Origin of the sequence: Glycomyces tenuis DSM 44171 (genome assembly GCF_000427885.1) — a bacterium.
GTDB classification, from domain to species: Bacteria; Actinomycetota; Actinomycetes; order Mycobacteriales; family Micromonosporaceae; genus Glycomyces; species Glycomyces tenuis.
In genome coordinates, this window is the sequence record NZ_ATYW01000030.1 from 1 (window position 1) to 25,766 (window position 25,766).

Here is a 25,766-nt window from a genome sequence, read left to right on the forward strand (position 1 = left end):
GGCGTGCGCTCGACTCCGGCGAAGTGGGGCGTCAAGGCCGCGCTGGGCGCCTCGTCGGCGACGCACGCGGTGACCTGGGCGATGTTCGCCTGGTTCGGGGCCCTGACCGGCTTCGGCGTCCCCTACTGGATCGGCCTGGCACTGGTCGCCGCCGTCCTCGTCTACGAGCACGCGATCGTGAAAGCGGACGACCTGTCGAAGGCGAACCGGGCCTTCTTCACCGCCAACGGCGTCGTGGCGATCGCCCTGTTCGCCTTCGCACTGGGAAACCTGCTCCTGCGGTAGCGGCGCTCAGTGCCGAACGACGCGGCCGACGTCCTCAAGCGGTCATGGCCCGCGGCACGGCCAGGTCCTCGCTCGCGTAGAGGTGTGCGATCGCCCCCGAGGCGTCGGAGGCGCAGGTCTTCGCGATCCGGTCCATCAGGGCGTCGTACTCCGCGCCGGTCTCGCCGTCGTAGGAGGCGGTCATGCGCCCCCACTCGTCCCAGGGCAGGGTCTCGACCCGCATGAGCGCGGCGAGATCGCGGACGGCGTTGCCGCGGATCTCGGCGACGCCCCAGGCGTCGTCGGAGCTGCCCACACCGAACGCGTCGGGATCGATGGCGCCGTCCCGGTAGCGCTGCCATGCCTCACCGCCGGTCAGGAACTGGCCCTCCACCAGGTCGTCGTCGTGCTCGAACCAGCCGCGGCCCACGCACTGGGCGTCCACGCGCACCCACCGGTCCTCGCGCGCGTGCCAGTACTCCAGCACCCAGTGGTCGACGCCCTTGCCCTCCTTGAAATAAGTGGCGAACCCGCAGCGCGCCCGCGCCGCGATGCCGCGTAGGCGCAGCAGCGCGGAACTGACCACGACGAAGTCGCGGCAGGTCCCGACGACGCGCTCGGCCGGCGGCCGCGGGACGTGCAATGGGGCCGGATTCAACCGCAGCAGCGAGTCGAGGATCGCGTCCGCGCCTCGCAGGTCCTTGTCGGCGATACGCTCCGGCGGCAGGCCGAGCGGGCCCGTGTCGACCAAGTGGATCACCAGCTCCTGCACCGCTCGGCAGGTCCCGACCGGATCGGCGGGCACCTCGGCGGCGAGAGCCGCCAGATCCGGGGAGAGGGTGGTGAAGACGCCGGGCAGTTCGTAGTCGGCAGATCGCACAGTCATATCGCGGACGCTACCGGGCAACTCCGACACACCCCCGCGACGGCCACCGCGCCGCCTGCGGGGTGCGCGCCGGTGGCGGTTGCAGGTCGCGTTCCTCTTCGCGCAGGCCTCACGCGGCCTCAGTGCCGGATCTCGAACCCGGCCAGGCCCTCCGGCACTTCCTCGGACACCTCGACGCGGTCGACCTCCGCCTGGGACGGACCGTGCCGCATCCACGCCTCCAGCGCGTCCACATCCTCCGCGGAGCCTTCGAACACGGCTTCGACCGCGCCGTCCCGCCGGTTCCGGACCCAGCCCGCAAGGCCCCGGCCGACGGCCTCTCGCCGGCATTCGGCCCGGAAGAACACCCCTTGGACGAGCCCTCTCGCAATGACCCTTCGCCGCAGCATCGCGCCCCCTCTGCCGCCGAGCGTAGTTGCGCCCGGCAGGGCCCGGCAGGGCCCGGCAGACGATCAAGGCGATGTGTCGGTGACACGATGCCGCGGCGGTCGAGCCACAGCACCGTCATGTCGAGCACGATGAGCGGCAAGCCGAAACTGTTTGTTTTTTATTGGCTGCTGATATTGATCGGCGACCGCGGCAAGACGCCGATGCTCGCCCGAGTGGCCGCCGGAATGGTCACCGCCGCGCTGCGATCCGGTGAAATCCAAGGCGGCGAAAGGTTATCCGGGGCGAGTTCAGCCGTTGCAGTTGCGGATCATGTGCTCCTTTCGGCGCCACAGGTCGGTGGCGAAGTCGAGGACCGCGAGCGTGCGGGCCGGATCGTCGTGGCCGAGCCAGTCGAGGTTGTCGGGTGCGGCGACCAGGCGCGGGCGCTCGTCCAGGGCGATGACCTGGCAGAGCAGGGCGGGCTGGCCTTCGGTGAAGGTGACCCGCAGGCGCGGTTCGTGCCAGGCCCAGGCGAAGGCCAGGTCGCGGCCGTCGACCTCGCGGTAGCCCAGCACCGGGAGCCGATCGATGAAGTGGAGCGTCATCCGTCGATCTCCGTTTCGTGGCGGGCGGCGTGGTGCCAGATCGCGGCGGCCTGTTCTTTGGCGACGCGGCGCAGCGCGGGAGACCATTCGGCTCGGTAGAGGTGCAGGCGTGAGAAGGGGGAGCCGATCCGGTTGATGTAGCCGAGATCCACGGCGGGCTCGGGAGCAATGCGGCGCAGGCGAACCGAGGTGGTGGAGCCACCGGCGAGCTGGTAGACCTCGATGCGGCGGTGTTCGAGGTTGAACCGGCCCAGGACGATCCGTTCGGGGTCGCTCATGCGGCACCGCCCCATGAGAAGCCGATGAGCTGGGTGAGGACGGCCCGGAGGGAATCGGAGCCGATCCGCGAGGCCAGGAGCTTGACCGCACTGCGGCGGCTCGGGCAGCCGTGGGCGCCCCATTTGTGGTTGCACCACTCGCACCTCAGGCGGCCGAGACCGAACCACGTTCGGTACGGCTTGTGGAGTTCGAGGTCGATTTTGACCGAGGCGGGGACCGGGTCCTGGGGTAGGCTGAAGCCAACCATGGGAGGTTTCCTCTCTGGTTAGGGGCGGGCCGCCGACACTGATTGGCGTTAGGGACGGCGGCCCGCCGTCGATCGGTATTCGGTTGTGCGCACGTGTGGTACGCGCGTGCTGAAACCTTTGCACATCAATTGGCGCACGGCAACTCGCGACACGCGAATGGTGCAGAAGCGTCTAGAGACCACCGCCACACGGGTTCTCACTCGGTCGGCATTGCCGGTCTCTTGTGGAGGAAAAGCGGCGGGGCCGAACCTCTCGGTCCGGCCCCGCCTTGTCGCAACGGGTCATGTCCTTATAAGAGGCGGCCCCACAGCGCCGGGGTCACGTCGGGCGTCCAGCCCGGTTGCGAGGTGTGGGCGATCCGGCAGACGTATCCCACGCCGTTGTAGGACACCTGGTCCCCCACCGAGTAGGCCGTTCCGGCCTGCCACGTGGTCTCGCCTCCGCCGTCGTCGCCGACCGTCAGCGTCAAGGTCGCGGTGCGCGTGACATCGCCCTGGGCCGTGACGGTGATGGTATGCGTCCCTTCGGTGGCCGCCGCCGTGGTGGTGACGGTGAGCGTCGCCGACTGCCCGGTGGTCACCTGCGTCGGACTCACCGAGACCGAGACCCCTGAGGGCGCGCCCGAGGCCGACAGCGTCACGGCCTGCGGGCTCCCGGAGGTCGTCTGCGTGTCCACCGAGACCGAAGTGGACTGACCGGGCTCGATGGTGCGCGCGCTCGGCGAGAGGGACACGCTGAATCCCTGCTGCGGGTCGTCGCCGGTGGTGGTGAGCGTCGCTCCGGTCCGCGCGAGCGCCCGGTCGAGCGGCTCGAAGACCGTCCAGCCGCTCGGGCAGTTGCCCGCGCCGCCGGAGGTGATGCCCTGGGCGCTGCCACCGGAGATGTAGGAGCCGCCGGAATCGCCCGGTTGGGCGCAGACGGTGGTGCGGGTCATGCCCGTCACCGCTCCCTCCGGGTAGTTGACCGTGACGCCCTTGGCTTCGATGACGCCGCAGTACCAGCCGGTGGTCGAACCGGACCGGCACACGGACGCGCCGATGGGGCGCTCGTCGCCGTCGGTCACCTGGACGTCGGTGCCGTCATAGCGGTTGACCAGCGGTGCGACCTGCCAACCGGCTCCGGCCTCGACCCAGGCCCAGTCCTCGCCGGGGAACTGCGAGAAGCGGAACTGCCCGCCCGCGCCGGTGCCGCCGGTGATCTGGCCCGAGCCGATGTCGCAGTGCCCGGCGGTCACGAACCCGTCCCCGTACGAGGGGTGCGTGGCGGAGAAGCCGACCGAGCAGCGCGACTGCCCGCCGATGTTGTAGGGGTCGCCGCCGCGGATCTGCTGCTGGAAGGGGACCGGCGCCTCGGCCTCGACCGAGACGTCGTAGGCGTCGGCGGCCACGCCCGCTTCGGCGGCGACGCGTTCGGCCGCGTCCCGGTCGGCGGCGACGATCGCGATGCCGTTGTCGGGGACGTCGACGTACCAGCTGTGGACGTCGTCGGCCTCGCCGAGCCGGTCGACCGCCGCGGCGATGTCGGCGGCGTGGGCCTCGAGTTCGGCGAGAGTCTGGTCGACCACCGCGGTCTCGGCGTCGAGCGCGTCGAGGGCCGTGGTCGCTTCGGTGGAGGCGACGGCGACGGCACCGTCGTCGGTCACCCAGGTGCCCGCGTAGGACGAGCCGAGGGTCTCGACCGCGGTGCGTTCGACGTCCAGGGCGGCGGCTTCGGTCTCGAGCCGGGCGAAGACCTCTTCGGTGGTGAGGCCGAAATCGCGTTCCATGGCGGCCACGACGGCCGGATCGACCGTGTCCGCTGGGTCGGAGGGTGAGGGCGGTTCGGCGAGGGCGGGGGCCTGAGCGCTGAGGATGAGCGCCGTGCCTCCCATCAGCACCGCGGCGCCGAGGGCCGCGATGCTCCTTCGGTTGTTCATGATCGCGCCTTTCTCGCCGGGTAGGCGAAAGGTGTAGCGGTGACTTCGGGTGTGGCCACGGACTCAGCCTAAGGCGACATTAATTAATTGTAAAGTTTACAGATAGAAAACTTTCGATCATTTTCCTTCGTCGATCCACACATCGATCACCCCAGTGACCAGCGGATACACCGGCCCGCGACTGGGGCCTGGCGGGTGTTGCGCGTCCGCTGTGACTACAGTGGCCGGAGCGTCGACCGCTCCCGCGTCGGCCGCCTGCCGGGCCGCCTTGCATCGAGTGGTATCAACACGGTCTCGACGCTGGACTTTCGGGCCCTCCCTAGGCCAAGATGAGGCCATGTGCCCCCGAACGACCGATACCGACACCGCCCGGGAGGCCCCGTGCATCCGGTGATCGGGTACGTCATCGCCGTGGGGCTGTTCGCGATCGGGCTCTACGGCGTCCTCACCAGACGCAACGCCGTCATGCAGCTCGCCGCCGCCGAACTCATGCTCGGCGGCGTCCATCTCGTCCTGGTGACCTCCGACCTCGTCCAGGACGCCCACACCGGGCAGAGCTTCGCCCTGTTCATCGTGGTCATCGCCGCCGCCGAGGTCGGCGTCGGGCTCGCGCTCGTGCTCAACCTGTGGCGGGCGCGGGCGAGCATCGACACCGACGGGCTCCCAGGCGAACGCCCCGAGGGGGAACGGGAAGAACAGGCGGGCCGCCGGTGATGGACCTCTTCGCATGGGCCCTGGTGGCCCTGCCCGCCGCGGCCGGGCTGGGCGGGCTGCTCCTGCGCCGCCGCGACCACGCGGCCTGGCTGGGCGTCGGGGCGCCCGCCGCCGCGCTCGTGTGCGCCGTCGTCGCCGGATTCGGCAACCCGGTCACGGCCTTCACCCTGGCCGACTTCGGGTCCGTCGCGGTCTCGGCCGCGCTCGACCTGTCCCCCACCGCCGTCGCCGTGGCGATCGCCGGCGCGCTCGTCTCCACGCTCGTCCAGCTCTACTCGGTCGCCTACCTGCGCGACGACCCCCGCTACATCCCCTTCGCCGCGCAGGTGAACCTGTTCTGCGCGGCGATGCTGCTCGTCGTCTGCGCCGACGACCTGGTGTTCCTGCTGATCGGCTGGGAGGTGATGGGCGCGTGCTCCTACCTGCTCATCGCCCACTACGCGAAGCTCCCGGCCGCGCCCGGCGCCGCCGCGAAGGCGTTCCTGGTCACCAGGTTCGGCGACGTCGGCTTCGTGCTCGGCGTCATGGCCCTCGGCGTCTCGGCCGGGACCTTCCGCATCGGCGAGCTCGGCGAGGTCTCATCCGGGGTCGCCACGGCGTCGATGCTGCTGATCCTGTTCGGATGCGTCGGCAAGTCCGCCCAGTTCCCCCTCCAGGTGTGGCTGCCGCCCGCCATGGCCGGCCCGACGCCGGTCTCGGCGCTCATCCACGCCGCCACCATGGTCGCGGCGGGCGCGTACGTGCTCACCAGGCTCCTGCCGGTCTGGCCCGCCGATCTGCTGCTCGTCGTCGCGATCGTGGCCGCGGTCAGCATGGTCGGCGCCGGGCTGTGCGCCTTCGCCGCCACCGACGTCAAGGGCGTCCTGGCCTGGTCCACGATCAGCCAGGTCGGGTTCATGTTCGCGGCCGTCGCGGTCGCCGCCGCCGACACGGCCCTGTTCCACCTGCTCACCCACGCCGCGTTCAAGGCGCTGCTGTTCCTCACCGCCGGGGTCGTCATCGCGCTCGCCGCCACCGACGGCTCCCTGGCGACCACCCGGCTGCGGCCGAGATCCTCGCCGCTCGCGTTCTGGTCCATGACGATCGGCCTGGCCGCCATGGTCGGCCTGCCGCCGCTGGGCGGCTTCTTCAGCAAGGAGGCCGTCCTCGGCGCCGCCTACGAGGCCGGGACGCCCGCGGGCGTCGTCGTGTTCTGGGCGGGCATCGTCGCCTCGATCGTCACCGCGGCCTACTCGGCGCGGCTGTGGCTGCTGCTGTTCTGGCGCGGCGGCGGCGAGGAGCGCCTCGCGGTCCCGCGGCTCGAAGCGGTCGGGCTGTGGACGCTCGCCGTCGGGGCCGCCGTGACGGGCGCGCTCTACTTCGCCGGGCCGCTGCACGTGCCCGAACTGCACCTGGACCTCATGGCACTGCTGCTGATCGCGACCGCGGGCGGCCTGTACGTCGTCGCCGACTCGTGGTGGCGCGACCGGGCCCGCGACCCGAACCGGCTGCTGGGCCGATCGAAAGGGCCTCTCGCGCGGGGCCTGTACGGCGAGGCGCTCACCGCGCGGGCGACGAGGACGACGGCGCGACTCGCCTCCGGCGCGGCGATGCTGCTCGACGAGCGGCTGGTGGACCGGGGCGCCGTCGAGGGCTCGGCCCGGGCGACGCTGGCCGCGGCCCGGCGGACCGCGCTGGGGCACCGGGGCGGGCTGGTCCGCTATCTGCGGCTGAGCGTGGCCGGGACGCTACTCGTCGCCGTCGTGGCGATCGGGGTGAACCTATGGGTGTGATCTTGGCGGCCTGCGTGGCGCTGCCGCTGCTCGGGGCGGCGCTGACGTGGTGGCTGCGGCGCGGCGACGTCGGCGTCGCAGCCGCAGCGCTCGCGCTCCTCGCCGCGGCGGTGCTGCCGGCCGGGCGCGGGGACGGCTGGTGGCACGAGCTCGACCTGGCGTGGGCCCCGGCGATCCGGCTCGACTTCTCGCTGTCGGTCGACGGCGTCTCGTGGCCGCTGGTGGTGCTGACGGCGCTGCTCGGGCTGCTGTGCTGCGTCCACAACACGCGCGCGGGCGGGCCGCCGACGCTGACGGCGCTGCTGCTGGCCGTGCAGGGGGCCTCCACCGCGGTGTTCCTGGCCGACAACGCGGTCCTGTTCTTCGTCGCCTTCGAGGCGGTGCTGCTGCCGATGTGGGCGGTCATCCACCGCTACGGCATCGACGAGACGAGACGCGCCGCGGCGGTCAAGTTCGCGCTGTTCACCGTCGCCGGTTCGCTGCTCATGGCGACCGGCCTGTTCGTGGCCGTCGCCGACGCCGGGACCGCCGACCTCGGCGCGATCATCGCGGGCGGCGGCGTCGGCGAGGGCGTCTCGCTGCTCGTGTTCGTCCTGCTCGCGCTCGGCTTCGCGGTCAAGGCGCCGCTGTGGCCGCTGCACTCGTGGCTGCCCGCGGCGCACACCGCCGCGCCGACGGTCGGCTCGGTGCTGCTGGCGGGCGTGCTGCTCAAGCTCGGCACGTACGGGCTCATCCGCGTCGCGGGCGGTCTCGCCCCCGACGGCGCCCGCGAGGCCGCCCCGGTGCTCGCGGTCCTCGCCGCGACCGGGATCGTCGTCGCGAGCCTGGTGTGCCTGGCGCAGGCCGAGCTCAAGCGGCTCATCGCGTACTCCTCGGTGGGGCACATGGGCTTCGTGGTGCTCGCCTTCGCCGCCGGAGGCGAGGCGGGGATCAAGGCGGCACTGTTCGCGAACCTCGCTCACGGCCTCATCACGCCGCTGCTGTTCTTCCTGGCCGGGGCCGTGAAGGACCGGACGCACACCGGGCTGCTGTCCGAGCTGGGCGGGCTGCGGATGGCCGCCCCGGCGCTGGCCGGGCTGCTCGGCTTCGCGTCGCTGGCCTCGCTGGGGCTGCCCGGCCTGGCCGGGTTCTGGGGCGAGGCGTTCACCGTGTACGCGGCGGCCGAACGGGGCGGGGCCTGGTTCGCGCTCGCGGTCGTCGCCGCGTTCGGCGCCTTCCTCACCGCCGCGTACCTGCTGCGGATGCTCAAGCACGTCAGCCACGGGCCGCCGTCGACGGCCGTGGCGGGCATCGGCGGCGTCTCGGCCGGCGAGGCGGCGGTGTGGTCGCCGCTGGTGGCCGCCACGCTCGCACTGGGCCTGGCGCCGGGGCCGCTGCTGGACCTGTTCGCGACGGGGGTGCTGTAGTGCAGGCGCAATCGATCGACCACCTCGCGCTGCTGCCGCTGTACCTGGCGGCGGCGAGCGCCGCCGTGGCGCTGTTCGCCGGGCGCTTCGCGGGGGCCTTCGCCATGGTCGGGCTCGCCGCCTCGGCCGTCGCGGCGGTCTGGGTGGCGGCCGGGCCGTCCCGTGCGACCTTCGCCGTCGGCGAGTGGTTCTCGTACGCGGCCGACGACGCCGCCATGGGCGCGTCGGCGCTGTTCGCGGGGCTCACGGTCCTGGTGCTGGCCGTCAGCGGGCGGCGGACGCCGGAGTACTGCTTCCTGCTGGCGGTCTCGGCCGCCGGAGGGATCGCCCTGGCGGGCAGCCGCGACCTCATCACGCTCATCGTGGCCTTGGAGACGCTGACCGTGCCGCTGTACGTGCTGGTCGCCAAGCCGGGGCGGGACGGCGCCGAGGCCGGGGCGACCTTCCTGATCGCGTCGGTCACCTCCTCGGCGACGGCGCTCATGGGCGCGGCGCTGCTGTACGCCGCGGCCGGGTCGGTCCACTTCGAAGGCCTGGCGGGCGGCCTGGACGGCGCTCACGCGGGGCTGGTCGCCGCCGGTGTCGCGCTCACGCTCGGCGGGCTGGGCTTCAAGCTCGCGGCCGTGCCGCTGCACGCGTGGGCGCCGCTGGTGCTCGAACGCGCGCCGCTGCCGATCGCCGCCTACCTGGCGAGCGCGTCCAAGCTCGGCGGGGCGCTCGCGGTCATCTGGCTCGTCCACTTCGGGCTCGCCGAGTCCTCGGCCGCGTCGAGCGCCGGGATCGTCCTGGCCGTCCTCGCGGTCGGCTCGATCGTCGTGGGGAACGTCGCGGCGCTGGTGCAGCGCCGCACCGTCGCGCTGCTGGCGTGGTCGGGCATCGCGCACGCCGGGTACGTGCTCGCGCCGCTGGCCGCGCTCACCACCGCCGCGGGGCGCGGCGACGCGCGGGCCGCCGCCGCGGCCGCGTTCGCGTACGCGGTGTTCTTCGTGCTCTTGGAGGCCGGGGCGTTCGCGTCCCTGACGGCCGTCCGAGGCGAAGACGAGGACGGCGGCCGCGTCGCCGAACTGACGGGCCTGTGGCGCTCCGCGCCCGCTCAGGCGGGCGTGCTGCTCGTCGCGGTGGTCGGCCTGGCCGGGCTGCCGCCCGCGCTGGCCGGGACCTTCGCGAAGGTCGCGGTCCTCGAATGGCTCGCGGGCTCGGCGGTGTGGCTGGCGGTCGTCGTGGCCGCCGGGGCGGTCGTCGGGCTCGGCTACTACCTGCCGCTGGCGCGCACGATCCTGCTCGGACGCGGCGAGACGGCCGCTAAGGGCCGCTTCGGCTGGGCCGTGGCGCTGATCGGCGTGGTCCTCGTCGCAGTGGGCCTCGCGCCGCAGCTCGTGCTGGAGTTCACGGCGCTTTCCCAGTGAAACCCCAGTTCAACCCGGAATACTGACGGGTATGCGAGGCGTTTCGCTCGCATAAAGGGGGAAATCCAGACACCATGAGACACCGAAACGGCTTGAAGACCGCGGTCCTGCTCGGCGCGCTGACGGCGCTGGTCATCGCGATCGGGTACGCCTTCGGCGGCTCCACCGGCGTCGTCATCGCCGGTGTCATCGCCGTCGGCATCAACGTCTACGCCTACTTCAACTCCGACAAGATCGCGCTGCGCTCCATGCGGGCCCGTCCGGTCAGCGAGGCCCAGGCGCCGCAGCTGTACGCGACGGTGCGCGAGCTCTCGCAGCGCGCCGGAGAGCCGATGCCGCGGCTCTACGTGGCGCCGACCATGCAGCCCAACGCGTTCGCGACCGGCCGGAACCCCGAGCACGCGGCCGTCGCCGTCACCGAGGGGATCGTGAAGATCCTCACCCCGGCCGAGCTGCGGGCCGTCCTCGGGCACGAGCTGTCGCACGTCTACAACCGCGACATCCTCATCTCGTCGGTGGCGGGCGCGCTGGCGGGCATCATCACGACCCTCGCCAACATCGCCTGGTTCATCCCGATCTTCGGCGGGGACCGCAACGGCCCCAACCCGCTCGTGCTCATCCTGACGATGCTGCTCGGCCCGCTCGCGGCCGGGCTGATCCGCATGGCCGTGAGCCGCTCGCGCGAATACGAGGCCGACGCCTCGGGGGCGCGCCTGACCGGCGACCCGCTGGCGCTGGCCAGTGCCCTGCAGAAGATCTCGGCCGGCGTCGACCGGATGCCCGCGCGGGGCGACAGCCCGCTGGCGAGCGAGGCGCACCTGATGATCGAGTCGCCGCTGCGCGGCGGCTTCGCGGGGCTGTTCTCGACGCACCCGCCGACGGAGCAGCGCGTGGCGCGGCTGCGCGACATGGCGCGGGGCGTCGTGCGGTGATGAGAGGGGTGCCGGGCCGCTAGTAGGCGCTGCCGCCGATGTCCTTGATGGCGTTCCTGACGTCGAGCAGGTAGACGAGCGCCGCACAGAGGGCGAGGAGGCCGAACAGTCCGAGACCGCCGAAGCCGCCGAAGAACAGCGCCAGACCGAAGCTGACGGCCAGGAGCCCGAGCCAGGTGCCCTTGGAGAGCGTGTTGACGGCGTTGAACGCATCGGGCTTCTGCACGGCGCAGTGCACTGTGGCGATGAGCGACAGGAGCGCGGCGCCGAATCCGATGATCATCCAGACCCAGGCGCGGATCTGGAAGGCGAATGGGACGGCGGCTTCGAACTCTGGCATGGCACCAGCCTACCCGCCGCGGCCCGAAGGACGGTCGTCTCGGTTACTTGCCGAGCTTGCGACGCTGCACGCGGGTCTTGCGGAGCAGCTTGCGGTGCTTCTTCTTCGCCATGCGCTTGCGTCGCTTCTTGATGACCGAGCCCATACAACTTCCTCACAGATATCGGTAGACGTTCCTTTGAGCCTGACCAGCCTAGCTCGCCTCCGAAGCGGGCCCCGAGCCGGGCGCGAGCGTTCGAAGGCCCCGTCACAGCGGATGAGCGGACGGGGCCGGTGGTCGGCGGGCCGGACCGGGCGGGAGGGCCCGCGTGCGGAACGGCTTCGCCGTCTTCGATTATGAGGGCTCTTCTTCCGGCTGGGCCGGGGGTCGAGTCATGAGCGCTCGCTTCGTGGGCGGCGTCAGTCTTCGGTCTGGAGAGCCTCGGAGAGGTACGTCTTCACGGCGCTTTCGGGGACGCGGAACGAGCGCCCCACCCGCACCGCCGCGATCTCACCGTTGTGGACGAGCCTGTAGACCGTCATCTTCGAGACGCGCATCAGGTCGGCCACTTCCGTCACCGTCAAAAACTTGACCTCGTCGAGGAGGTCCCCGGGTTCGCTCATGTGTCTCACCGTTCTGTCGAGGGCTGTTGCGAGGACTTGGCTCACTTGCGAGTTGCGAGCTTCGCCGGAAGGGCTGGCTTGCGGCTCGCGAGCGTCGCCACGAGTGGGGTTCTGTGATGTATTAGAGGTGCGGTGGACGCGAATGCCCATATGAACCGAAACAAGTCGGTCGTCACTGTCCGTGACGTTGATGTCTTTCGATTGGGATGTTGCTCATGTTACGACAGTCCGCCTCATTGGGCAACAGGCGGTCTAGGGCGATCTGGGCAATGAAGGTCGTAATCTCCGCACTTTGTTTCCCATAATCTTCAACTAAGCCTGTGAGCTGGGGCGGGGCGGCGCCGAGGCGGCTGGGACGGCCGGGCCGCGCACGCGGCGCGGCTCGGCCCGAGCCGAATCCGCCCGGGCCGCGGCGCCCAGCGGTGCGCGGCCGGGTTCCCCGGCGCCTCCGCGAGGGCCTGCGTCGGGGCCGCCCGCCGAAGCGCGCGCCGCGCGGCGCGCGGCCGGGCTCCCCTCCCGCGGCCCCGGGCCGACCGGCGATGCGGCCCTGCCGTGTCTCGGTGCGCCTCCGCTCCGGGCCGGTCCTCACCGGGCCCGCTCAGACCGTCTCGGCGATGTAGCCGGTGATCTCGTCCATGAGTTCGGCGTAGGTCTTGCCGAAGATCTCCTCCGAGGTGTCGGCGGCGGCCTGGCCCTCCCTGGCGGTGGCGCCGAACCACTCCACGAAGGAGTCCTGGCCGTAGGTCTCGATGATGTAGTGCACCCCGAGGAAGCCGCAGCCGTACTTGCCCGAGCCGGCGAGCGTGTCGTCGTCCTGGTCCGGCGGCAGGATCTCGTCGGCGCAGCCGCCCTCGGCCACGTAGTCCTCCACGTCCCACATCCGGTCGTAGTCCTCGACGGGCCGGTCGCCGTGGTCGATGTACTCGGCGACCCCCTCGACCATCCACCACGTGTCGTTGGCGTAGCGCTCGGCGGGCGCCGCCCACAGGGTCACGGCGTGGCCGAGCTCGTGGCGGATCACCGAGGTGAGGTCGTAGCCCCAGCCGGTGCGGTCGACGTTCATGACCGTCGCGTACGTCGACGGCTCTCTCTCGCCGTCGACGGTGCCGGTGAGCGGCAGCGCGAAGCCGAGGACGTCCTCCGTCTCGAACATCCCGCCGAACCACACGTCGAACTCCTCGTCACCGGAGATGTAGATGACGTACCGGTCCGGCACCTCCCACAGCGCCCACTTGTCGGCGTTCACGGCGGCCTCCTCGGAGATCTCGAGCGCCTCGTCGAGCCGGGACTCCAGGTGGACGGGGACGGCGACGACGGTGCGGTCGCCGACGGCGGCGACGAGGTCGTCGGTCTCCCACGGGTGCGGGCCGTCCGCTCCGGCGGAGTTCTCGACCTCCACCATGACCATGCCCTCGTCGCCGTCGCGCCAGAAGGTGCTGAACACGACGTCGGCCGGTGAGCACTCCTCGGCCGGTTCGACGAAGCAGTGGGTGACGACGACGCCGATCTCGTACAGCGGCACGGCCCCCGAGGCGTCCTCGATCGGCCCGGAGGTGATCCGGTAGTCGAAGCGGCTGACCTGCATCGACCGGAGCGTGTCGTACCGGGTGGTCATCTGCTCGTGGAGCGTCGGGTCGAAGGCGGCGAGCCAGCCGTCGAGGCTGCCCTCGACGAGCGACTGCGAGTGGGCGTCGAGCACGAGCTGCGCCTGGTCCTTGAGGTAGGCGAGGACCTCGTGGGCGGGCGCGTCGGCGTCGGGGCTGGGGACCGTGCCCTCGCCGGGTTCGACGGGGGCGCCCTCGATGGTGGCGGTCGGGCCCTCCGCGAACGAGGGGCGCCAGCCGTTGACCAGGGCCCCGGCGAACACCGAGGAGGTCACCAGGGCGATGACGACGAGCACGGTCGTCAGCCGCGAGCGCTTCGGCTCGGGCCGCGGGTACGGCATGTACCCCGGGGGGGCTTGGTATCCGGGCGGCGGCGCCGTCGGAGGCGGGGCCATCTCGACCGGCGGCGGCGCGGGCGCCGCCGTCGTCCGCTCGGCAGACTGCTCGACCGCGGGCCGCTGGGCGGGGACGTGCGGTGCGGGCGGCGCCTCGGCGGGGCTGCTCGCCGGCGGTTCCGGGGGGAGGTCCTCGGGGGCTTGAGTCACCTTCGCAACTTTAGTCTCCGGCCGCCAGGTATGCGAGACGAGCGACGGTGGCGAACGCCGCCCGCCGGGACGGCGGCCCGTCCCGGACGGCGGCGGACCGGCCGCGCCGGTGCGTCAGGGTCCGGTCCGTCTCAGTCGGGAGCGGCCGGTGGACGCTTCGCGTTCAGGATCTGGTCCACAGGGACCTGGCGAACACGGCGACGTTCGCCGGGCGCTCCGCCATGCGGCGCATCAGGTAGCCGTACCACTGGTCGCCGTAGGGCACGTACACGCGCATGCGGTAGCCCTCGGCGGCCAGGCGCAGCTGCTCGGCGGTGCGGATGCCGAAGAGCATCTGGAACTCGAAGGAGTCCGGTTCGCGGTCGAACCAGCGGGAGCGGTCGATGGCGATCTCGACCAGGCGCGGGTCGTGCGTGGCGAGCATCGGGTAGCCGTCGCCGGCCATGAGCGCGTTGACGCAGCGCACATAGGACCGGTCGACGTCGAGCCTGCGCTGGTAGGCGACCGACTCGGGCTCCTTGTAGGCGCCTTTGCACAGGCGGATGCGCGATCCGGCGCCGGCCAGGGACTTGCAGTCGTCCTCGGTGCGCCGCAGGTAGGCCTGGAGGACCGCTCCGGTGGAGGGGAAGTCCTCGCGCAGGCGCGAGACGATCTCCAGGGTGGAGTCGGTGACCGTGTGGTCCTCCATGTCGATGGTGACCGTGGTCCCCGAGCCCGCGGCGGCGGTGCAGATCTCGTTCGCCATGTCGTAGGCGAGCTCGGCGTCGACGCGCTGCCCGACCGCCGAGAGCTTGACGCTGACCTCGGTGGTCTTGGACAGCCCTTCGGCCTCGAGGGCCTCGAGCAGGCGCAGATACTCGTCCCTGGTGGCCCTCGCCTGGTCGGCGACGACGGTGTCCTCGCCGAGGTGGTCGAGCGTGGCGAGCAGCCCGTCGGCGGCCAGTGACCGGGCGGCGGCGACCGCGTCGGCGGTGGTCTCCCCCGCCACGTATCGGCGGACGAGCGACCTGGACACCGGCGCGGTTCCCACGAGGCGCTCGATCTTCGATGACCGGGCGGCGGCGAGTATGACAGAACGCAGCATGTTTGCAGCGTATCCTCCCACCGTTCGGCGTTAGGTCACGGTGGCATAACACGACAGACCCAACACCGGAAAACAGTGATGAATCATTCTCATGATCCGAGGATCCGCAGGAGCGGGCCGCCGCGCCCCTGCGTTCCGGCGACTCGCGCGGGCCTCACCGCCGGGTCTCCGTCCCCGGCGGCGCCGCGGTCGGCCGGGCGTCGAGGAACGGCCCGAGGCGCTCGGCGGTGAGGCGGCCGTCGTGGACGGCGCCGACGTAGCGCCGCGACTCGCGCCCGAGGCGGCGGGTCCGCTCGCGGTCGTCCAGCAGGGACGCCAGCGCGCTGCCGAGCGTGTCCGGCGTCGCGTTCACCACCGGCAGCTCGCGCCCGTAGTGCTCGGCGCTGGTCGGTCCGATATAGGCGATCACCGGCCTGCCCGCGGCCATGGCCTCGCACGCGAGGGTGCCGTAGCTGCCGACCGCGAGCTGGTCGACGACGATGTCGGCGTCCTGGATCTCCTCGAGCATCCGCCCGTGCGGCACGCCCTCGACCAGGCGGAACTCGATCGCCTTGCGCACGTGCAGCTCCTCGAGCACCGGCACGATCGAGCCGGTGCTCTTGGTCCACCGCGCCGACGGGGCGTGGACCACCACCGGGGCGGCCCGCTCCATGATCGGCCGCTCGGAGTGCCAGCGGTCGAGGTCGACCACCAGGGGCGTCCAGGTCGCGTGCGGGACGTCGTCGAGCAGGTCCGGCGTCGTCACGAAGACCGGGACGCCGCCCTCGTCGGCGATGCGCCGGTTCCGCTCGGCGGTCGAGGTCAGCACCGCGAGCCGGTCCGGAGGGACGTCGCGGTACAGCGAGTGCTCGTGCCGTTCGAGGTGGGGCCGCGGCCTGCGGATCTCGCTGCCGTGGCCGAGGATCGCGATCGGCACGCCCGAGCGGCGCAGCGCCGGCAGGTCCCCGCCGATGTGCTTGTCGTTGCGCCACCCGAAGACCGGCCGGAAGGCGTCGGCGATGAGGTGCGTGTAGTGGCCGTCCACCCGCTCGGCCTGGCGGCGCTGGAACGCGGGGTCGTCGAGCGCTTCGGGCTCGATGTAGAGGTCGGCAGGGTAGCGCTGCCGGTCGGCGGGTGCGGCCATGACGACCTCGGCCCCGGTGTCGGGCCGGGCCCGGCAGACCGCTCGGGCGAACTCGGCGAGCTGCCCGGCGTAGTTGGCCGTGCCCATGCCGATGCGGGTCGCCTTGCCGTCGGTGGGCGGCCACGGGACCGGGCCGCCGAGCCGGTGGGCGAAGCCGAGCGGCTCGGCGCCGGGCTCAGCGGCCGGTTCCGAGCAGTGTCCGGTAGATCTCGTCATAGCGTCGCGCCTGGTGCTCCCAGGTGTATTCGGTGAGCAGTTCGGGATCGGCGTAGGGCTTGCGGTAGCGCTCGGGCTCGGACAGGACGGCCTTGAGCGCCCTGGCGAGGTCGCCGGTGTCCTCGGCGGTGAAGACCTCGCCGATGCCGATGCGCGTCACGGCCTCCGACATGGCCCGCACGTCGCTGACCACGACGGGGATCCTCGCCTGCATGAACTCGAAGAACTTGGTGCTCAGCGCCACCTCGTGGTTGATCGGGCCCTTGATCAGCGGGTGCACGCCGACGTCGGCGGTCGACAGGAACTCCGGCAGCTCGTCATAGGGCACGTAGCCCATCACGTGCAGCCGGTCGGCCGCGCCCGCCTCGGCCGCGATCGAGCGCAGCCCTTCGACGTAGTCCGAGTCGAGGGTGTTGATCACCAGGGCCAGGTGCACCTCGGGCAGGAGGGCGAGGGTGCCCACGAGCGTGTGGAGGCCGCGTTGCGGAGAGGCGCCGCCGCAGTAGACCGCCAGCGGCTGCTCGGGCCGCAGGCCGCAGGCGTCGCGGACGTCGGTGCAGGTGCGTTCGGGTGCCGCGGCCGGACTCGGCGGCGTGTTGAGCACCACCGCCGGGCGCTCGGCGAGCCCGTGCTCGTTCACCAGAAGGTCGGCGAGCGGCTCCGAGACGGTCACCACCGCGTCGGCGCAGCGGAAGTACTCCCGTTCGTAGAGCGTCTGCGAGGTCAGCCAGCGGTGCCCGGCCGGATTGGTCATCCCCGGCACGAACTCGTGGGCGTCGTACAGCAGTCGCACGCGCTCGCCGCGGGCGCGAGCCCTGGCCACCGCCCGCGCGGCGACGCCGATCATGCGGTAGTCGTGGGCGTGGATCAGGTCCGGGTGCAGCTGCTCGATCAGCGCCGCATAGGAGTGGTCGTAGCGCAGCGGCGTCGGGTCGAGGCGCCGCCAGGCCCGCGTGCCGTGCAGCGCCTGCTGCATCGCCGCGTCGAAGCGCTGGATGCGGCCGTGCACGCGCCGTTTGCGCCACCGGAAGCCCGCCCGCGTCTGGCGGACCCGCTCCTTGAGGTAGCGGCGCCGGACCTTCCCGGCGATGTCGCGCACCGGGCGCGGCAGGACGCCGCGGCCGCGCGCGGCCGGGGCGTGCGCGCGCTGCACCTCCTCGGTCTTGGAGACCGCGATCTCCCGTTGCAGGATGTTGGCGATCGCGGTGCTCTTGCAGGCGAGGGGGAACCGCACCCGCATGAGGCGGTCGAGCAGCGAGCGGCGCGGCGACAGCGCCTCCAGCGGCAGGCGGTGGACGTGCGCCCCGCCCAGCTCGTAGTTCTCGACCTCCGGCGTCGTGGAACGGCCGATGAGGTGGACGTCCCATCCGGCCTCGGCCATCGAGCGGGCGGCCTTCTGCACCCGCGAGTCCCCGTCGATCTGGTTGTCCACCAACATGGCGATGCGTCGTCGCTCGGTTCGGGTCTGTTCCATGGGTACTCCGTAGTGGATGGTCGCAGGGGCGGGTCAGGGCTAGCGGGTCCGGTCGAGCCGCCGGGTGACTTCGAGCCCCGGGTGGCGGCGGGTGAGCATCCAGCCGAAGGGGACGGCGGCGTCGTCGACGACGATGACCCTCTCGGCCCGCTCCAGCGCGAGCTGGTCGACGCGGCGGCGGGCGATGCGGCGCAGCGCCTGGCCGCGGAACATCCTGTAGACCGGCCAGAACAGCCTGCGACGGACGACGCGGGCGGCCTTGCGGTGCAGGGAGGCGCCTTTGCCGCACGCCTTGCCGAGGACGCCGGGCAGGCGTTCGGCCCCGCGACCGAGGACGATCCCCGGGCCGCGTTCGACGAACGCGCGGTACAGCCACACCAGCGGCTGGCGGTTCTCGCTGCGGCCGATCGAGATGCTGCGGGCGGCGCCGGGGTGGAGGTCCTTGCCTCGCGGCCAGGCCTGGCCGCCCTCGGCGGTCAGGACGGTCACGTCGACGTCGCGGCCGTCCAGCGCCTCGATGAACCGGTTGACCCGCCGGACGGGGCCGCCGGTGAAGAGGACGACGACCACATGGCGGCGTTCGCTGTTCAACGCTTCCCTCCGATGACTGCTCTGGCCCGCTCTTCGAGCGGCCGCAGGGCGCGGTCGCGGGTGAAGGCCGCCCCGTAGTCGCGGGCGGTGCGGGCGACCTCCGGGTCGGCCTTGACGGCGGCGTCCCCGGCCTCGGCCATGGCGCGGGCGATGTCCTCGGCTTCGAGCCGCCCGGGGCGGAACCACAGCGGGTAGTCCCGCAGCAGGGCCTCGGCGGCGCTGCCCGGTTCGTGGACGGAGACGATGGGCTTGCCGGTGGCCATGTACTCGAAGATCTTGCCCGAGGTGACGTATTTGGAGCCTCCGGCGAGGAAGACCAGGACGTCGCTGGCGGCGTAGGTGTCGCCGATGGCGGTCTTGGACACCGGGCCCCGGTAGCGCACGTCGCCCTCCTCGCCGAGCTCCAGGCCGAGGTCGGCCCGGAGCTTGTCGGGGCTGTGGGCGAAGAAGCCGAGGTGGCCGTACAGGTCGAGGGTGGCGTCGGCGTGGTCGCCGCCGGCGGTCATGGCGCGGAAGCCGTCGACCATCCGGTGGACCGGCTGATTGGCGGTCAGGGTGCCGACGTACGCGAAGGACAGCGGCCCCGCGGGGGCCGCGTCGAGCGCCTCGGGGTCGAGGCAGTCGGGGTCCCAGCCGTTGGGGACGACCATCATCCGCTCGGCGGTCCCCGGGTAGCGCTGGGCGTGCCAGTCGCGGAGGGCGTCGTTGACGAACACCGCCGCGGCGGCGCGGCGCATCGCCCGCCGCTCCCATTTCCAGGCCGGGTGGCCCGGTTCGAAGGCGTCGGCGTTGGCGAACAGGTCGAGCGTCCAGGAGTCGCGGTAGTCGAGGATGTAGGGCAGGCCGGTCAGGCGCGACAGCGCCCAGGCCGCGGCAAAGGACGCGAAGGGGTTGCCGGTGGCCAGGATCAGGTCGAACGGCTTGCGGCGGTGGAGTCGGCGGCCCTCGGTGACGCAGCGGATCGCCCAGGACTGGTAGTGCTCGGGGAAGACGCGGCGCTGCTTCCAGTCGTAGAACCGCTTGGCGAGGGCGGGCGCGTTGCCGCGGAAGCGCCCGTAGCGGGCGACGTCGGTCTCCCAGGCGAAGAAGTCCATCGGCTGCGGGAGGGTCGTGACGGCGGGGTGCAGGCCGTCGGTGAGGGCGTCGTCGGTGGAGCCGGTGACCTCGTCGTAGAAGCGGTCCGGCGCGCGCATGACGGTGACGTCCCAGCCGGACTCGGTGAAGTGGTTGGCGGTGGCGCGCGCCCGGTAGACGCCCGAGGCTCGCGACGGCGGGAAGTAGAAGGCGAGGTAGAGCACGCGGGGGCGCGGGGCGTCTCCCGGGGTGGGTGCCTTCCTCGTGTCATCGGACATCGGCGACCTCCTGGTCGGCGAACGGCTCGTAGGAGTAGGTGGTGCGGAGCTCGGGGCGCCGCTCGAGCAGCGCGGGCACGTCCTCGGCGATCAGGTCGACCGCGCCGGGCTCGCCGAGGACCAGCCAGTCGATGCGGTGCTTCTCCATCACGGACATGACCGCGGCGTGGCGGTAGTCGTGCCGCAGGACGGCGGTGCGGTGCTTGCGGCGCTTCTCGATCGGGTTCGCGATCTTGCGGTTCCACTCGTAGAGGACCTTGCCGACCGGGCGGTTGAGGGGGCCGCGGGCCAGCCGCCGCAGCACCGCGCGCGGGATGCGGCACAGCAGCCACGTCACCGGCGCCGACTCGGGCGCGCGCAGTTCGCGCGAGCGCAGCCAGTGCACGGTGACGCGCGGGTCGATCTCGTGGGTCTCCCAGTAGGGCCGGAAGTCGGCGACCAGGTGCACCTGGTGCCCGTGGTCGGCGGCCAGTCGCGTCTCGTGCTCCATGGCGCGGTAGCGCTTGGCGACGGGAACGGCGTAGAGGATGTTCACCGGTCTCGCTCCTCGGTCTCGGCGGGGCGGTCCCAGGCCTCGAAGTGCTGCCGGGCGACCGCCTCGTAGCCGTAGCGTTCTTCCAGGTGGGCGCGGGCGCGGTCCAGGTCGACGCCGTGCGGGTAGCGGCCGCGGAGCTCGTCGTAGCCCTTGGCCAGGACCGCGGGGTCGTCGTCGACGTCGATGAACTGTCCGGCGGCGGCCTCGATGCCGGCCAGGGCGTGCTCGGGGCCGCCGCAGCGGGTCACCAGCACGGGGATACCGGCGGCGAGCCCTTCGACGACGACCATGCCGAAGGTCTCGTGGCGGCTGGTGTGGACGAGCAGGTCGTGCTCGGCCATGATGCCGGGGATCGCGTCGGGTTCGACCGCGCCGCGGAAGGCGACGGCCTCGGCGACGCCGAGCTCGGCGGCGAGCTCTTCGAGCTCGGTCCGCTGGTTGCCGTCGCCGACGAGGGTCAGGCTCAGCTGCGGGTCCTCGGCGAGGCAGCGGGCGAAGCCGCGGAGAAGGTGGTCGATGCGCTTGCGCTCGGTCAGGGACGAGACCGAGACCCAGCGCCGCAGCGCCTCCGGCGGCCGCTCGCGGGAGGCGCGGAAGTCGACCGGGTTGGAGATGAGCTGGATCTTGTCGGCGTGGTGGGGGAAGGTGTCGGCGACCATCTCGCGCAGCGGGTCGCCGACGACGAAGAACCCGGCCAGGCGGTGGAGGATCTCGTCGTAGCGTGCCCGCGCGTCGTCCTGGGCGAGGATGTCGGCGAGGAAGGACGAGTGCTCGGTGGCGTAGACCTTCGCGTCGGGACGGCAGTTCTGGAGGGCGGCGTAGCCGGCGGTGAGCGGGACGTGGGCGTGGACGATGGGCGCCTCGATCGGGCGGCCGTCGAGGGCGACGGCGAGCCAGCCGGCGAACTCGTCGGACTTGACGCGCCAGTCCTCGGTGGGCGGGGCCATCGTCGGGACGCGGTAGAGCGTGACGCCGCCGTCGGCGGCGATGGGCGGCACCGAGCGCGGCAGGAGGAGGCGCTGGGCGTTCCAGATCTCGGCGCGGCGCTCGGCCGGGCGGACCACGGTCCAGATGCTCAGGTGGTAGACGGTGATGTCGGCGCAGCCCGGTGAGACGGCATCGACCATGGCGCGGACGAAGGAGCCGCGGAATGGGATCTGCGGTTCCGGATACCAGGGGGTCACCACGGCGACCCGGCGCTGCCCGTCGATGTTCACTGTGCTCCCGTGTTGGTCTTGTCGGGTCTGCCGATGAGGCGCTCGTACACCTTGGTGAGCCGTTCGGCCTGGCGTTTCCAGCTCCACTCGTCGAGTGGGACCCGTTCGCCGTAGGCCCGCCGGTAGGGCTCGGGGTCGGTGAGGATCCGCTCGACGGCGCCGATGAAGTCCTGGAGGTCCTCGGCTCGGAAGACCTCGCCCTGGCCGGTCTCGCGGACCATCGCGGACATGGTCTCGACGTCGCTGCACACCACCGGGAGGCGGGCGTGGGAGTACTCGAAGAACTTCGTGATAAGGGAGATCTCGTGGTTGCCCCAGTGGTGGATGGGGATGACGCCCATGTCGGCGTCGGCGAGGAAGCGGACGACCTGCCGGTGGGGGACGTAGGTGAGGACGTGGACGCGGTCGGCGACGCCGAGCTCGGCGGCGCGGCGCTCGAGGCGCTTGACGTAGGACCAGTGGGGTTTGGAGACGATGAACGCGGCGTGCATGCCGGGCAGTGACGGCAGCGCCTCGACCATGATGTGCAGGCCGCGCTGTTCGAGGGGTGCGCCGCTGTAGACCATCAGCGGGGTCACGTCGTCGATGCCGCAGCGCTCGCGCAGGCCCTGCGCGGGGGCCTCGTCGGCGTCGGCGACGTCGGGGACGTTCATGACCACATCTGGGAGTTCGGCCAGGCCATGCCGGTCCTTGAGCAGGGCGGCGACGGTGTCGGAGACGGTGACCACGCTGTCAGCATAGGGCGCGAACTCGCGCTCGTGGCCGATCTGGGCGGAGTGCCACCACGGGTGCCGCTTCCAGGGATGCATCTGCGGAAGGTATTCGTGGACGTCCCAGACGAGCTTCACGTCGCGCCCGGCCGCGGCGGCGCGGAGCTTGGCGCGGGCGCCGACGCCGAGCATCTGGAAGTCGTTGGCGTGGATGAGGTCGGGCCGAAGTTCGTCGACGACGGGCCCGAAGGCGAGTTCGAGGTCCCACAGGGCGGGGTCGAGGCGGCGCCAGGCCCGATCGCCGAGCAAACGCTTCCAGGCGGTTCCGGCGAGCTTCTCGGGCAGGCCGGTGGCCTCGGAGCGGCGCTTGTCGAGGCGGTCGGTGAGCCTGCTGCGGACGCCGATCCAGCCTCGGGCGGCGGTGACCAGGCCGGTCCGCCACGCGATGCCGAGGCGGCGGGCGGCGGCCCGCCCGGAGCCCGGGGCGTCGTAGGCGAGGCGGGCGCGGGCGGTGGCGAGGTCGTTCTTCCAGGCGCGGACCTGTTTGCGCCGGTACTCCTGGAGCGGGCCCGGAGGGTAGGCGAGCGGGCTGCGGAGCCAGGCGCGGCGGACCTCGTGGCGGCGCCGGTCGAACGTGCGTCGGACGGGGATCAGACGCACCCGGGCGTCGCCGACGGTCCACTCCTCGCCGCTCTTCTCATCGCCGCGGCCGAGCAGCACGACGTCCCAGCCGGCCCGCGCGGCCGACTCGGCCTCCTTCTGTATCCGGGAGTCCCCCACAACTCCATTTTGGACCAGCATCACGATGCGCTGGGGATGGCTGTCCATTGTTCCTCCGAACTCCGCGCCGGCGCCGTGCCGGCGCCCTCGCACGGGCCACATCGTATGAGACCTGCCGGTTCACTCAGCGTTTGCCAGAAATTGGCAGGGCGTCCCAGACCGGTTCGGCCATCGTTCTCCAGGCGCGTACACGCTGGCGCCCGCGCCGGATCCGTATAATCGGCCGGACCGGCGAGCACCTGTACGTTCAGTTCCTGAGGCGATTCATGGATTATAGGGTTCGACCGACCGTGCAAGTAAACGACAGCGTCACCATAGGAGACGAAATGTCCGTTCGGGGACCGGCCGGGATCGGCGAAATGTCGCGACTCGGCACCGATGTCCGGCACGGGGCGGACGGGAAATCGGCACTGGAGGAGTCCGAATGAAGGTTGTCAGCATCGTCGGCGCCAGGCCGCAGCTGGTGAAGCTCGGCGCGGTCGCGCGGGCCTTCGCCGGCACCGAGCACGCGCACCGGGTCGTCCACACCGGGCAGCACTACGACCCTGAGCTGTCCGATGTGTTCTTCTCCGAGTTCGGCATCCCCGAACCGGACTTCCACCTCGGTGTCGGATCGGGCAGCCACGGGGCGCAGACCGGCGCGATGCTGGCCGCGCTCGACCCGATCCTCGAGGAGGAGCACCCGGACTGGGTGCTGGTCTACGGGGACACCAACTCCACGATCGCCGGCGCGCTCTCGGCGGTCAAGCAGCACCTGCCGGTGGCGCACCTGGAGGCCGGCCTGCGCTCGTTCAACCGCCGCATGCCGGAGGAGCACAACCGCGTCCTGACCGACCACTGCGCCGACCTGCTGCTGGCCCCCACCGAGGAGGCCATGCGGCACCTGGCGAACGAGGGACTGGCCGAGCGGGCGGTCCGCGTCGGCGACGTCATGGTCGACGTGTGCTTCAACACGCGCGATGCCGTGCTCGCGCGGGGAGGCGAGCGCCCGGTCTCGCTCGAAGGGATCGACACCGACGCGCCGTACCTGGTGGCCACGCTGCACCGCGCGGAGAACACCGACGACCCCGAGCGGCTGTCGGGCCTGATCAAGGCGCTGGCCGACCTGCCGGTGCCGGTGGCGCTGCTCGTCCACCCGCGGCTGCGGGCCAAGGCCGACCAGCACGGGCTCAAGATCGAGACCGGTTCGATCGTCGACTGCCGACCGCTGCCGTACGCCGAACTGGTCGCCGCCGTGCTCGGCTCGACGGGCGTCGTCACCGACTCCGGCGGCTTGCAGAAGGAGGCCTACCTGCTGGGCCGCCCGTGCACGACGCTGCGGACCGAGACCGAGTGGGTCGAGACGCTCCACGACGATTGGAACGTCCTGGTGCCGCACCCCGACCGGATGCCCGCCGAGGAATGGCGGACGACGGCGGCCCGCCCGATCCCGTCGGCGCCCACCGGGGCGCCTTACGGTTCCGGACGAGCCGGCTACGAAGTGCTCAAGGTGCTCGAAGAGCACCTGCGCTGACGCCGCGAGGGCCGCTACCCGCCGAGGGTGATGTGGTGGCGGCCTTGCCAGGCGGTCGGGTCGGTGATCCGGCGCCCGTCGAGCAGGACCTTCACCTCAGGAAGATCCGCCGGGGCCAGGGTCCGGTACTCGGCGTGGTCGGCCTGGATCACCGCCGCCGTCACCGCCTCCCCACGATGCGGCGTCAAACCCTCAGCCTCAAGCTCGGCCTCGGAGTACATCGGGTCGGACACCAACGGCACCGCCCCATGCTCACGGAGCGACGCAACGAGGGGGAACACCCCCGAGAACGCCGTCTCCTTCACCCCGCCCCGATAAGCCGCACCCAGGACAAGCACGTTCGCGCCCTCAAGGTCGCCATAGGCGGCCGCCAGCACCTCCACCGCATAAGCCGGCATCGCCGCGTTCGCCCGCCGCGCCTCCCGCACCACCGTGGCTTCAGGATCGTTCCACAAATACATCTGCGGATAGATCGGAATACAATGCCCACCCACCGCGATCCCCGGCCGATGAATATGCGAGTACGGCTGGGAGTTGCACGCCTCGATCACCTTCACCACATCCAAACCCTGCCGGTCGGCGAAGCGCGCGAACTGGTTCGCCAACCCGATGTTCACATCCCGATACGTCGTCTCAGCCAGCTTCGCCATCTCCGAGGCCTCAGCCGAACCCAGATCCCACACCCCATTGGCCCGGGGCAGGTCGTCGCGCGCATCGAAATCGAGCACCGCCTCATAGAACCGGACACCAGCAAGAGCCGAAGCCGCACCGATCCCACCGACCAGCTTCGGATACCGGCGCAGATCGGCGAACACCCGACCGGTCAACACCCGCTCAGGGCTGAAGACGAGGTGGAAGTCCTTCCCCGCAGTCAGGCCCGACCCGGCCTCCAGCATCGGCGCCCACCGCTCACGCGTCGTCCCCACCGGGAGGGTGGTCTCGTAGGAAACCAGCGTGCCCGGCCGCAACCCGGCCGCGACCGCCTCGGTCGCACTGTCCATCCAAGCGAAATCCGGCACACCCGCAGCATCGACGAACAACGGCACCACGATCACCACGGCCTCGCACTCACGCACCGCCGCCGTCGTATCCGTCGTCGCCCGCAACCGACCAGCCCCAACAGCCTCAGCCAACCGAGGACCCAGATCATACTCACCAGGGAACGGCTCAACACCCTCGTTGACCTGATCGACCACCCGCTTGTTCACATCGGCACCGACGACCTCATGACCCTTCGACGCGAACTGGACCGCCAACGGCAACCCAATCTTCCCCAAAGCGAC

Annotated in this window: 26 protein-coding genes; 7 read left to right on the forward strand and 19 right to left on the reverse strand. The window is 71.6% G+C overall.

Annotated elements, in window-relative coordinates; all coding sequences use genetic code 11:
- Positions 1-285 (forward strand): UbiA family prenyltransferase (locus YWW_RS36560; protein ID WP_026931995.1); only part of this gene is annotated, 285 nt, incomplete at its 5' end.
- A gap of 34 nt (positions 286-319) precedes the next feature.
- Here YWW_RS36560 and YWW_RS0123355 read toward each other — a convergent pair.
- From YWW_RS0123355 to YWW_RS32575, 6 genes are all read right to left on the reverse strand, one after another.
- On the reverse strand, positions 320-1,150 hold the full coding sequence (locus YWW_RS0123355; RefSeq protein ID WP_026931996.1) for a transglutaminase-like domain-containing protein: 831 nt from the start codon (positions 1,148-1,150) through the stop codon (positions 320-322).
- 119 nt (positions 1,151-1,269) lie between these two features.
- Positions 1,270-1,539 carry an acylphosphatase gene (locus YWW_RS0123360; protein ID WP_026931997.1) on the reverse strand — a complete coding sequence of 90 codons (270 nt, stop codon included), beginning with the start codon at positions 1,537-1,539 and terminating at the stop codon, positions 1,270-1,272.
- Positions 1,540-1,827: 288 nt separating this feature from the next.
- Entirely contained in the window at positions 1,828-2,124 is a 297-nt protein-coding gene (locus tag YWW_RS0123365) for a hypothetical protein (RefSeq protein ID WP_026931998.1), read from the reverse strand.
- The gene (locus tag YWW_RS0123370; RefSeq protein WP_026931999.1) at positions 2,121-2,402 is read right to left on the reverse strand and encodes a hypothetical protein; all 282 of its coding nucleotides are present in this window, start codon (positions 2,400-2,402) and stop codon (positions 2,121-2,123) included. The genes YWW_RS0123365 and YWW_RS0123370 overlap by 4 nt, the downstream gene beginning before the upstream one ends.
- Positions 2,399-2,650: a hypothetical protein gene (locus YWW_RS0123375; protein ID WP_026932000.1), complete on the reverse strand. Its 252-nt coding sequence runs from the start codon at positions 2,648-2,650 to the stop codon at positions 2,399-2,401. The genes YWW_RS0123370 and YWW_RS0123375 overlap by 4 nt, the downstream gene beginning before the upstream one ends.
- A gap of 290 nt (positions 2,651-2,940) precedes the next feature.
- Positions 2,941-4,566: a carbohydrate-binding protein gene (locus YWW_RS32575; protein WP_051326237.1), complete on the reverse strand. Its 1,626-nt coding sequence runs from the start codon at positions 4,564-4,566 to the stop codon at positions 2,941-2,943.
- A gap of 381 nt (positions 4,567-4,947) precedes the next feature.
- On the opposite strand from YWW_RS32575, the gene nuoK reads away from it, so the two are divergent.
- From nuoK to htpX, 5 genes are all read left to right on the forward strand, one after another.
- On the forward strand, positions 4,948-5,280 hold the full coding sequence (gene nuoK / locus YWW_RS0123385) for an NADH-quinone oxidoreductase subunit NuoK (protein WP_026932001.1): 333 nt from the start codon (positions 4,948-4,950) through the stop codon (positions 5,278-5,280).
- Complete coding sequence (locus tag YWW_RS0123390) at positions 5,280-7,052, forward strand: NADH-quinone oxidoreductase subunit 5 family protein (protein ID WP_026932002.1); 1,773 nt, start codon at positions 5,280-5,282, stop codon at positions 7,050-7,052. Before nuoK ends, YWW_RS0123390 begins: the two co-directional genes overlap by 1 nt.
- A complete protein-coding gene (locus YWW_RS0123395) occupies positions 7,043-8,458 on the forward strand; it encodes a complex I subunit 4 family protein (RefSeq protein WP_026932003.1) in 1,416 nt (471 codons plus the stop codon). The genes YWW_RS0123390 and YWW_RS0123395 overlap by 10 nt, the downstream gene beginning before the upstream one ends.
- Positions 8,458-9,864, forward strand: a complete 1,407-nt coding sequence (locus YWW_RS0123400; protein ID WP_026932004.1) for an NADH-quinone oxidoreductase subunit N — start codon at positions 8,458-8,460, stop codon at positions 9,862-9,864. The genes YWW_RS0123395 and YWW_RS0123400 overlap by 1 nt, the downstream gene beginning before the upstream one ends.
- Positions 9,865-9,938: 74 nt before the next feature.
- Complete coding sequence (htpX, locus tag YWW_RS0123405; protein WP_026932005.1) at positions 9,939-10,796, forward strand: zinc metalloprotease HtpX; 858 nt, start codon at positions 9,939-9,941, stop codon at positions 10,794-10,796.
- A 19-nt stretch (positions 10,797-10,815) separates the two neighbouring features.
- On the opposite strand, the gene YWW_RS0123410 is transcribed toward htpX, so the two are convergent.
- From YWW_RS0123410 to YWW_RS32590, 12 genes are all read right to left on the reverse strand, one after another.
- Positions 10,816-11,136 carry a DUF2516 family protein gene (locus YWW_RS0123410; protein ID WP_026932006.1) on the reverse strand — a complete coding sequence of 107 codons (321 nt, stop codon included), beginning with the start codon at positions 11,134-11,136 and terminating at the stop codon, positions 10,816-10,818.
- Between the two features lie 43 nt (positions 11,137-11,179).
- The gene (locus YWW_RS35400; protein WP_081687713.1) at positions 11,180-11,281 is read right to left on the reverse strand and encodes a 30S ribosomal protein bS22; all 102 of its coding nucleotides are present in this window, start codon (positions 11,279-11,281) and stop codon (positions 11,180-11,182) included.
- Positions 11,282-11,535: 254 nt separating this feature from the next.
- Positions 11,536-11,739 (reverse strand): helix-turn-helix domain-containing protein, encoded by a 204-nt coding sequence (locus YWW_RS0123420; RefSeq protein ID WP_026932007.1) that lies wholly within the window; start codon positions 11,737-11,739, stop codon positions 11,536-11,538.
- A 598-nt stretch (positions 11,740-12,337) separates the two neighbouring features.
- Entirely contained in the window at positions 12,338-13,888 is a 1,551-nt protein-coding gene (locus YWW_RS0123425) for a hypothetical protein (protein ID WP_155830363.1), read from the reverse strand.
- A 163-nt stretch (positions 13,889-14,051) separates the two neighbouring features.
- A complete protein-coding gene (locus YWW_RS0123430; RefSeq protein ID WP_026932009.1) occupies positions 14,052-14,972 on the reverse strand; it encodes a proline dehydrogenase family protein in 921 nt (306 codons plus the stop codon).
- 154 nt (positions 14,973-15,126) lie between these two features.
- Entirely contained in the window at positions 15,127-16,311 is a 1,185-nt protein-coding gene (locus tag YWW_RS0123435) for a glycosyltransferase family protein (protein WP_026932010.1), read from the reverse strand.
- Positions 16,271-17,785, reverse strand: coding sequence for a glycosyltransferase family 4 protein (locus YWW_RS32580; RefSeq protein WP_051326238.1), 1,515 nt, complete (start codon positions 17,783-17,785; stop codon positions 16,271-16,273). Before YWW_RS32580 ends, YWW_RS0123435 begins: the two co-directional genes overlap by 41 nt.
- A 39-nt stretch (positions 17,786-17,824) precedes the next feature.
- A complete protein-coding gene (locus tag YWW_RS0123445) occupies positions 17,825-18,376 on the reverse strand; it encodes a hypothetical protein (RefSeq protein ID WP_026932011.1) in 552 nt (183 codons plus the stop codon).
- Complete coding sequence (locus YWW_RS0123450) at positions 18,373-19,728, reverse strand: glycosyltransferase (RefSeq protein WP_211228671.1); 1,356 nt, start codon at positions 19,726-19,728, stop codon at positions 18,373-18,375. Before YWW_RS0123450 ends, YWW_RS0123445 begins: the two co-directional genes overlap by 4 nt.
- On the reverse strand, positions 19,718-20,263 hold the full coding sequence (locus tag YWW_RS0123455) for a hypothetical protein (protein ID WP_026932013.1): 546 nt from the start codon (positions 20,261-20,263) through the stop codon (positions 19,718-19,720). Before YWW_RS0123455 ends, YWW_RS0123450 begins: the two co-directional genes overlap by 11 nt.
- A complete protein-coding gene (locus tag YWW_RS32585; RefSeq protein WP_051326239.1) occupies positions 20,260-21,480 on the reverse strand; it encodes a glycosyltransferase in 1,221 nt (406 codons plus the stop codon). Before YWW_RS32585 ends, YWW_RS0123455 begins: the two co-directional genes overlap by 4 nt.
- Entirely contained in the window at positions 21,477-23,018 is a 1,542-nt protein-coding gene (locus YWW_RS32590; protein ID WP_211228672.1) for a glycosyltransferase, read from the reverse strand. Before YWW_RS32590 ends, YWW_RS32585 begins: the two co-directional genes overlap by 4 nt.
- A gap of 376 nt (positions 23,019-23,394) precedes the next feature.
- Between YWW_RS32590 and wecB the strand changes: the two genes are divergently transcribed.
- A complete protein-coding gene (gene wecB / locus YWW_RS0123470; protein ID WP_026932014.1) occupies positions 23,395-24,483 on the forward strand; it encodes a non-hydrolyzing UDP-N-acetylglucosamine 2-epimerase in 1,089 nt (362 codons plus the stop codon).
- Positions 24,484-24,497: 14 nt separating this feature from the next.
- Here the strand turns inward: wecB and YWW_RS0123475 are convergent.
- On the reverse strand, positions 24,498-25,766 hold a 1,269-nt coding region (locus tag YWW_RS0123475; protein ID WP_026932015.1), incomplete at its 5' end, for a nucleotide sugar dehydrogenase.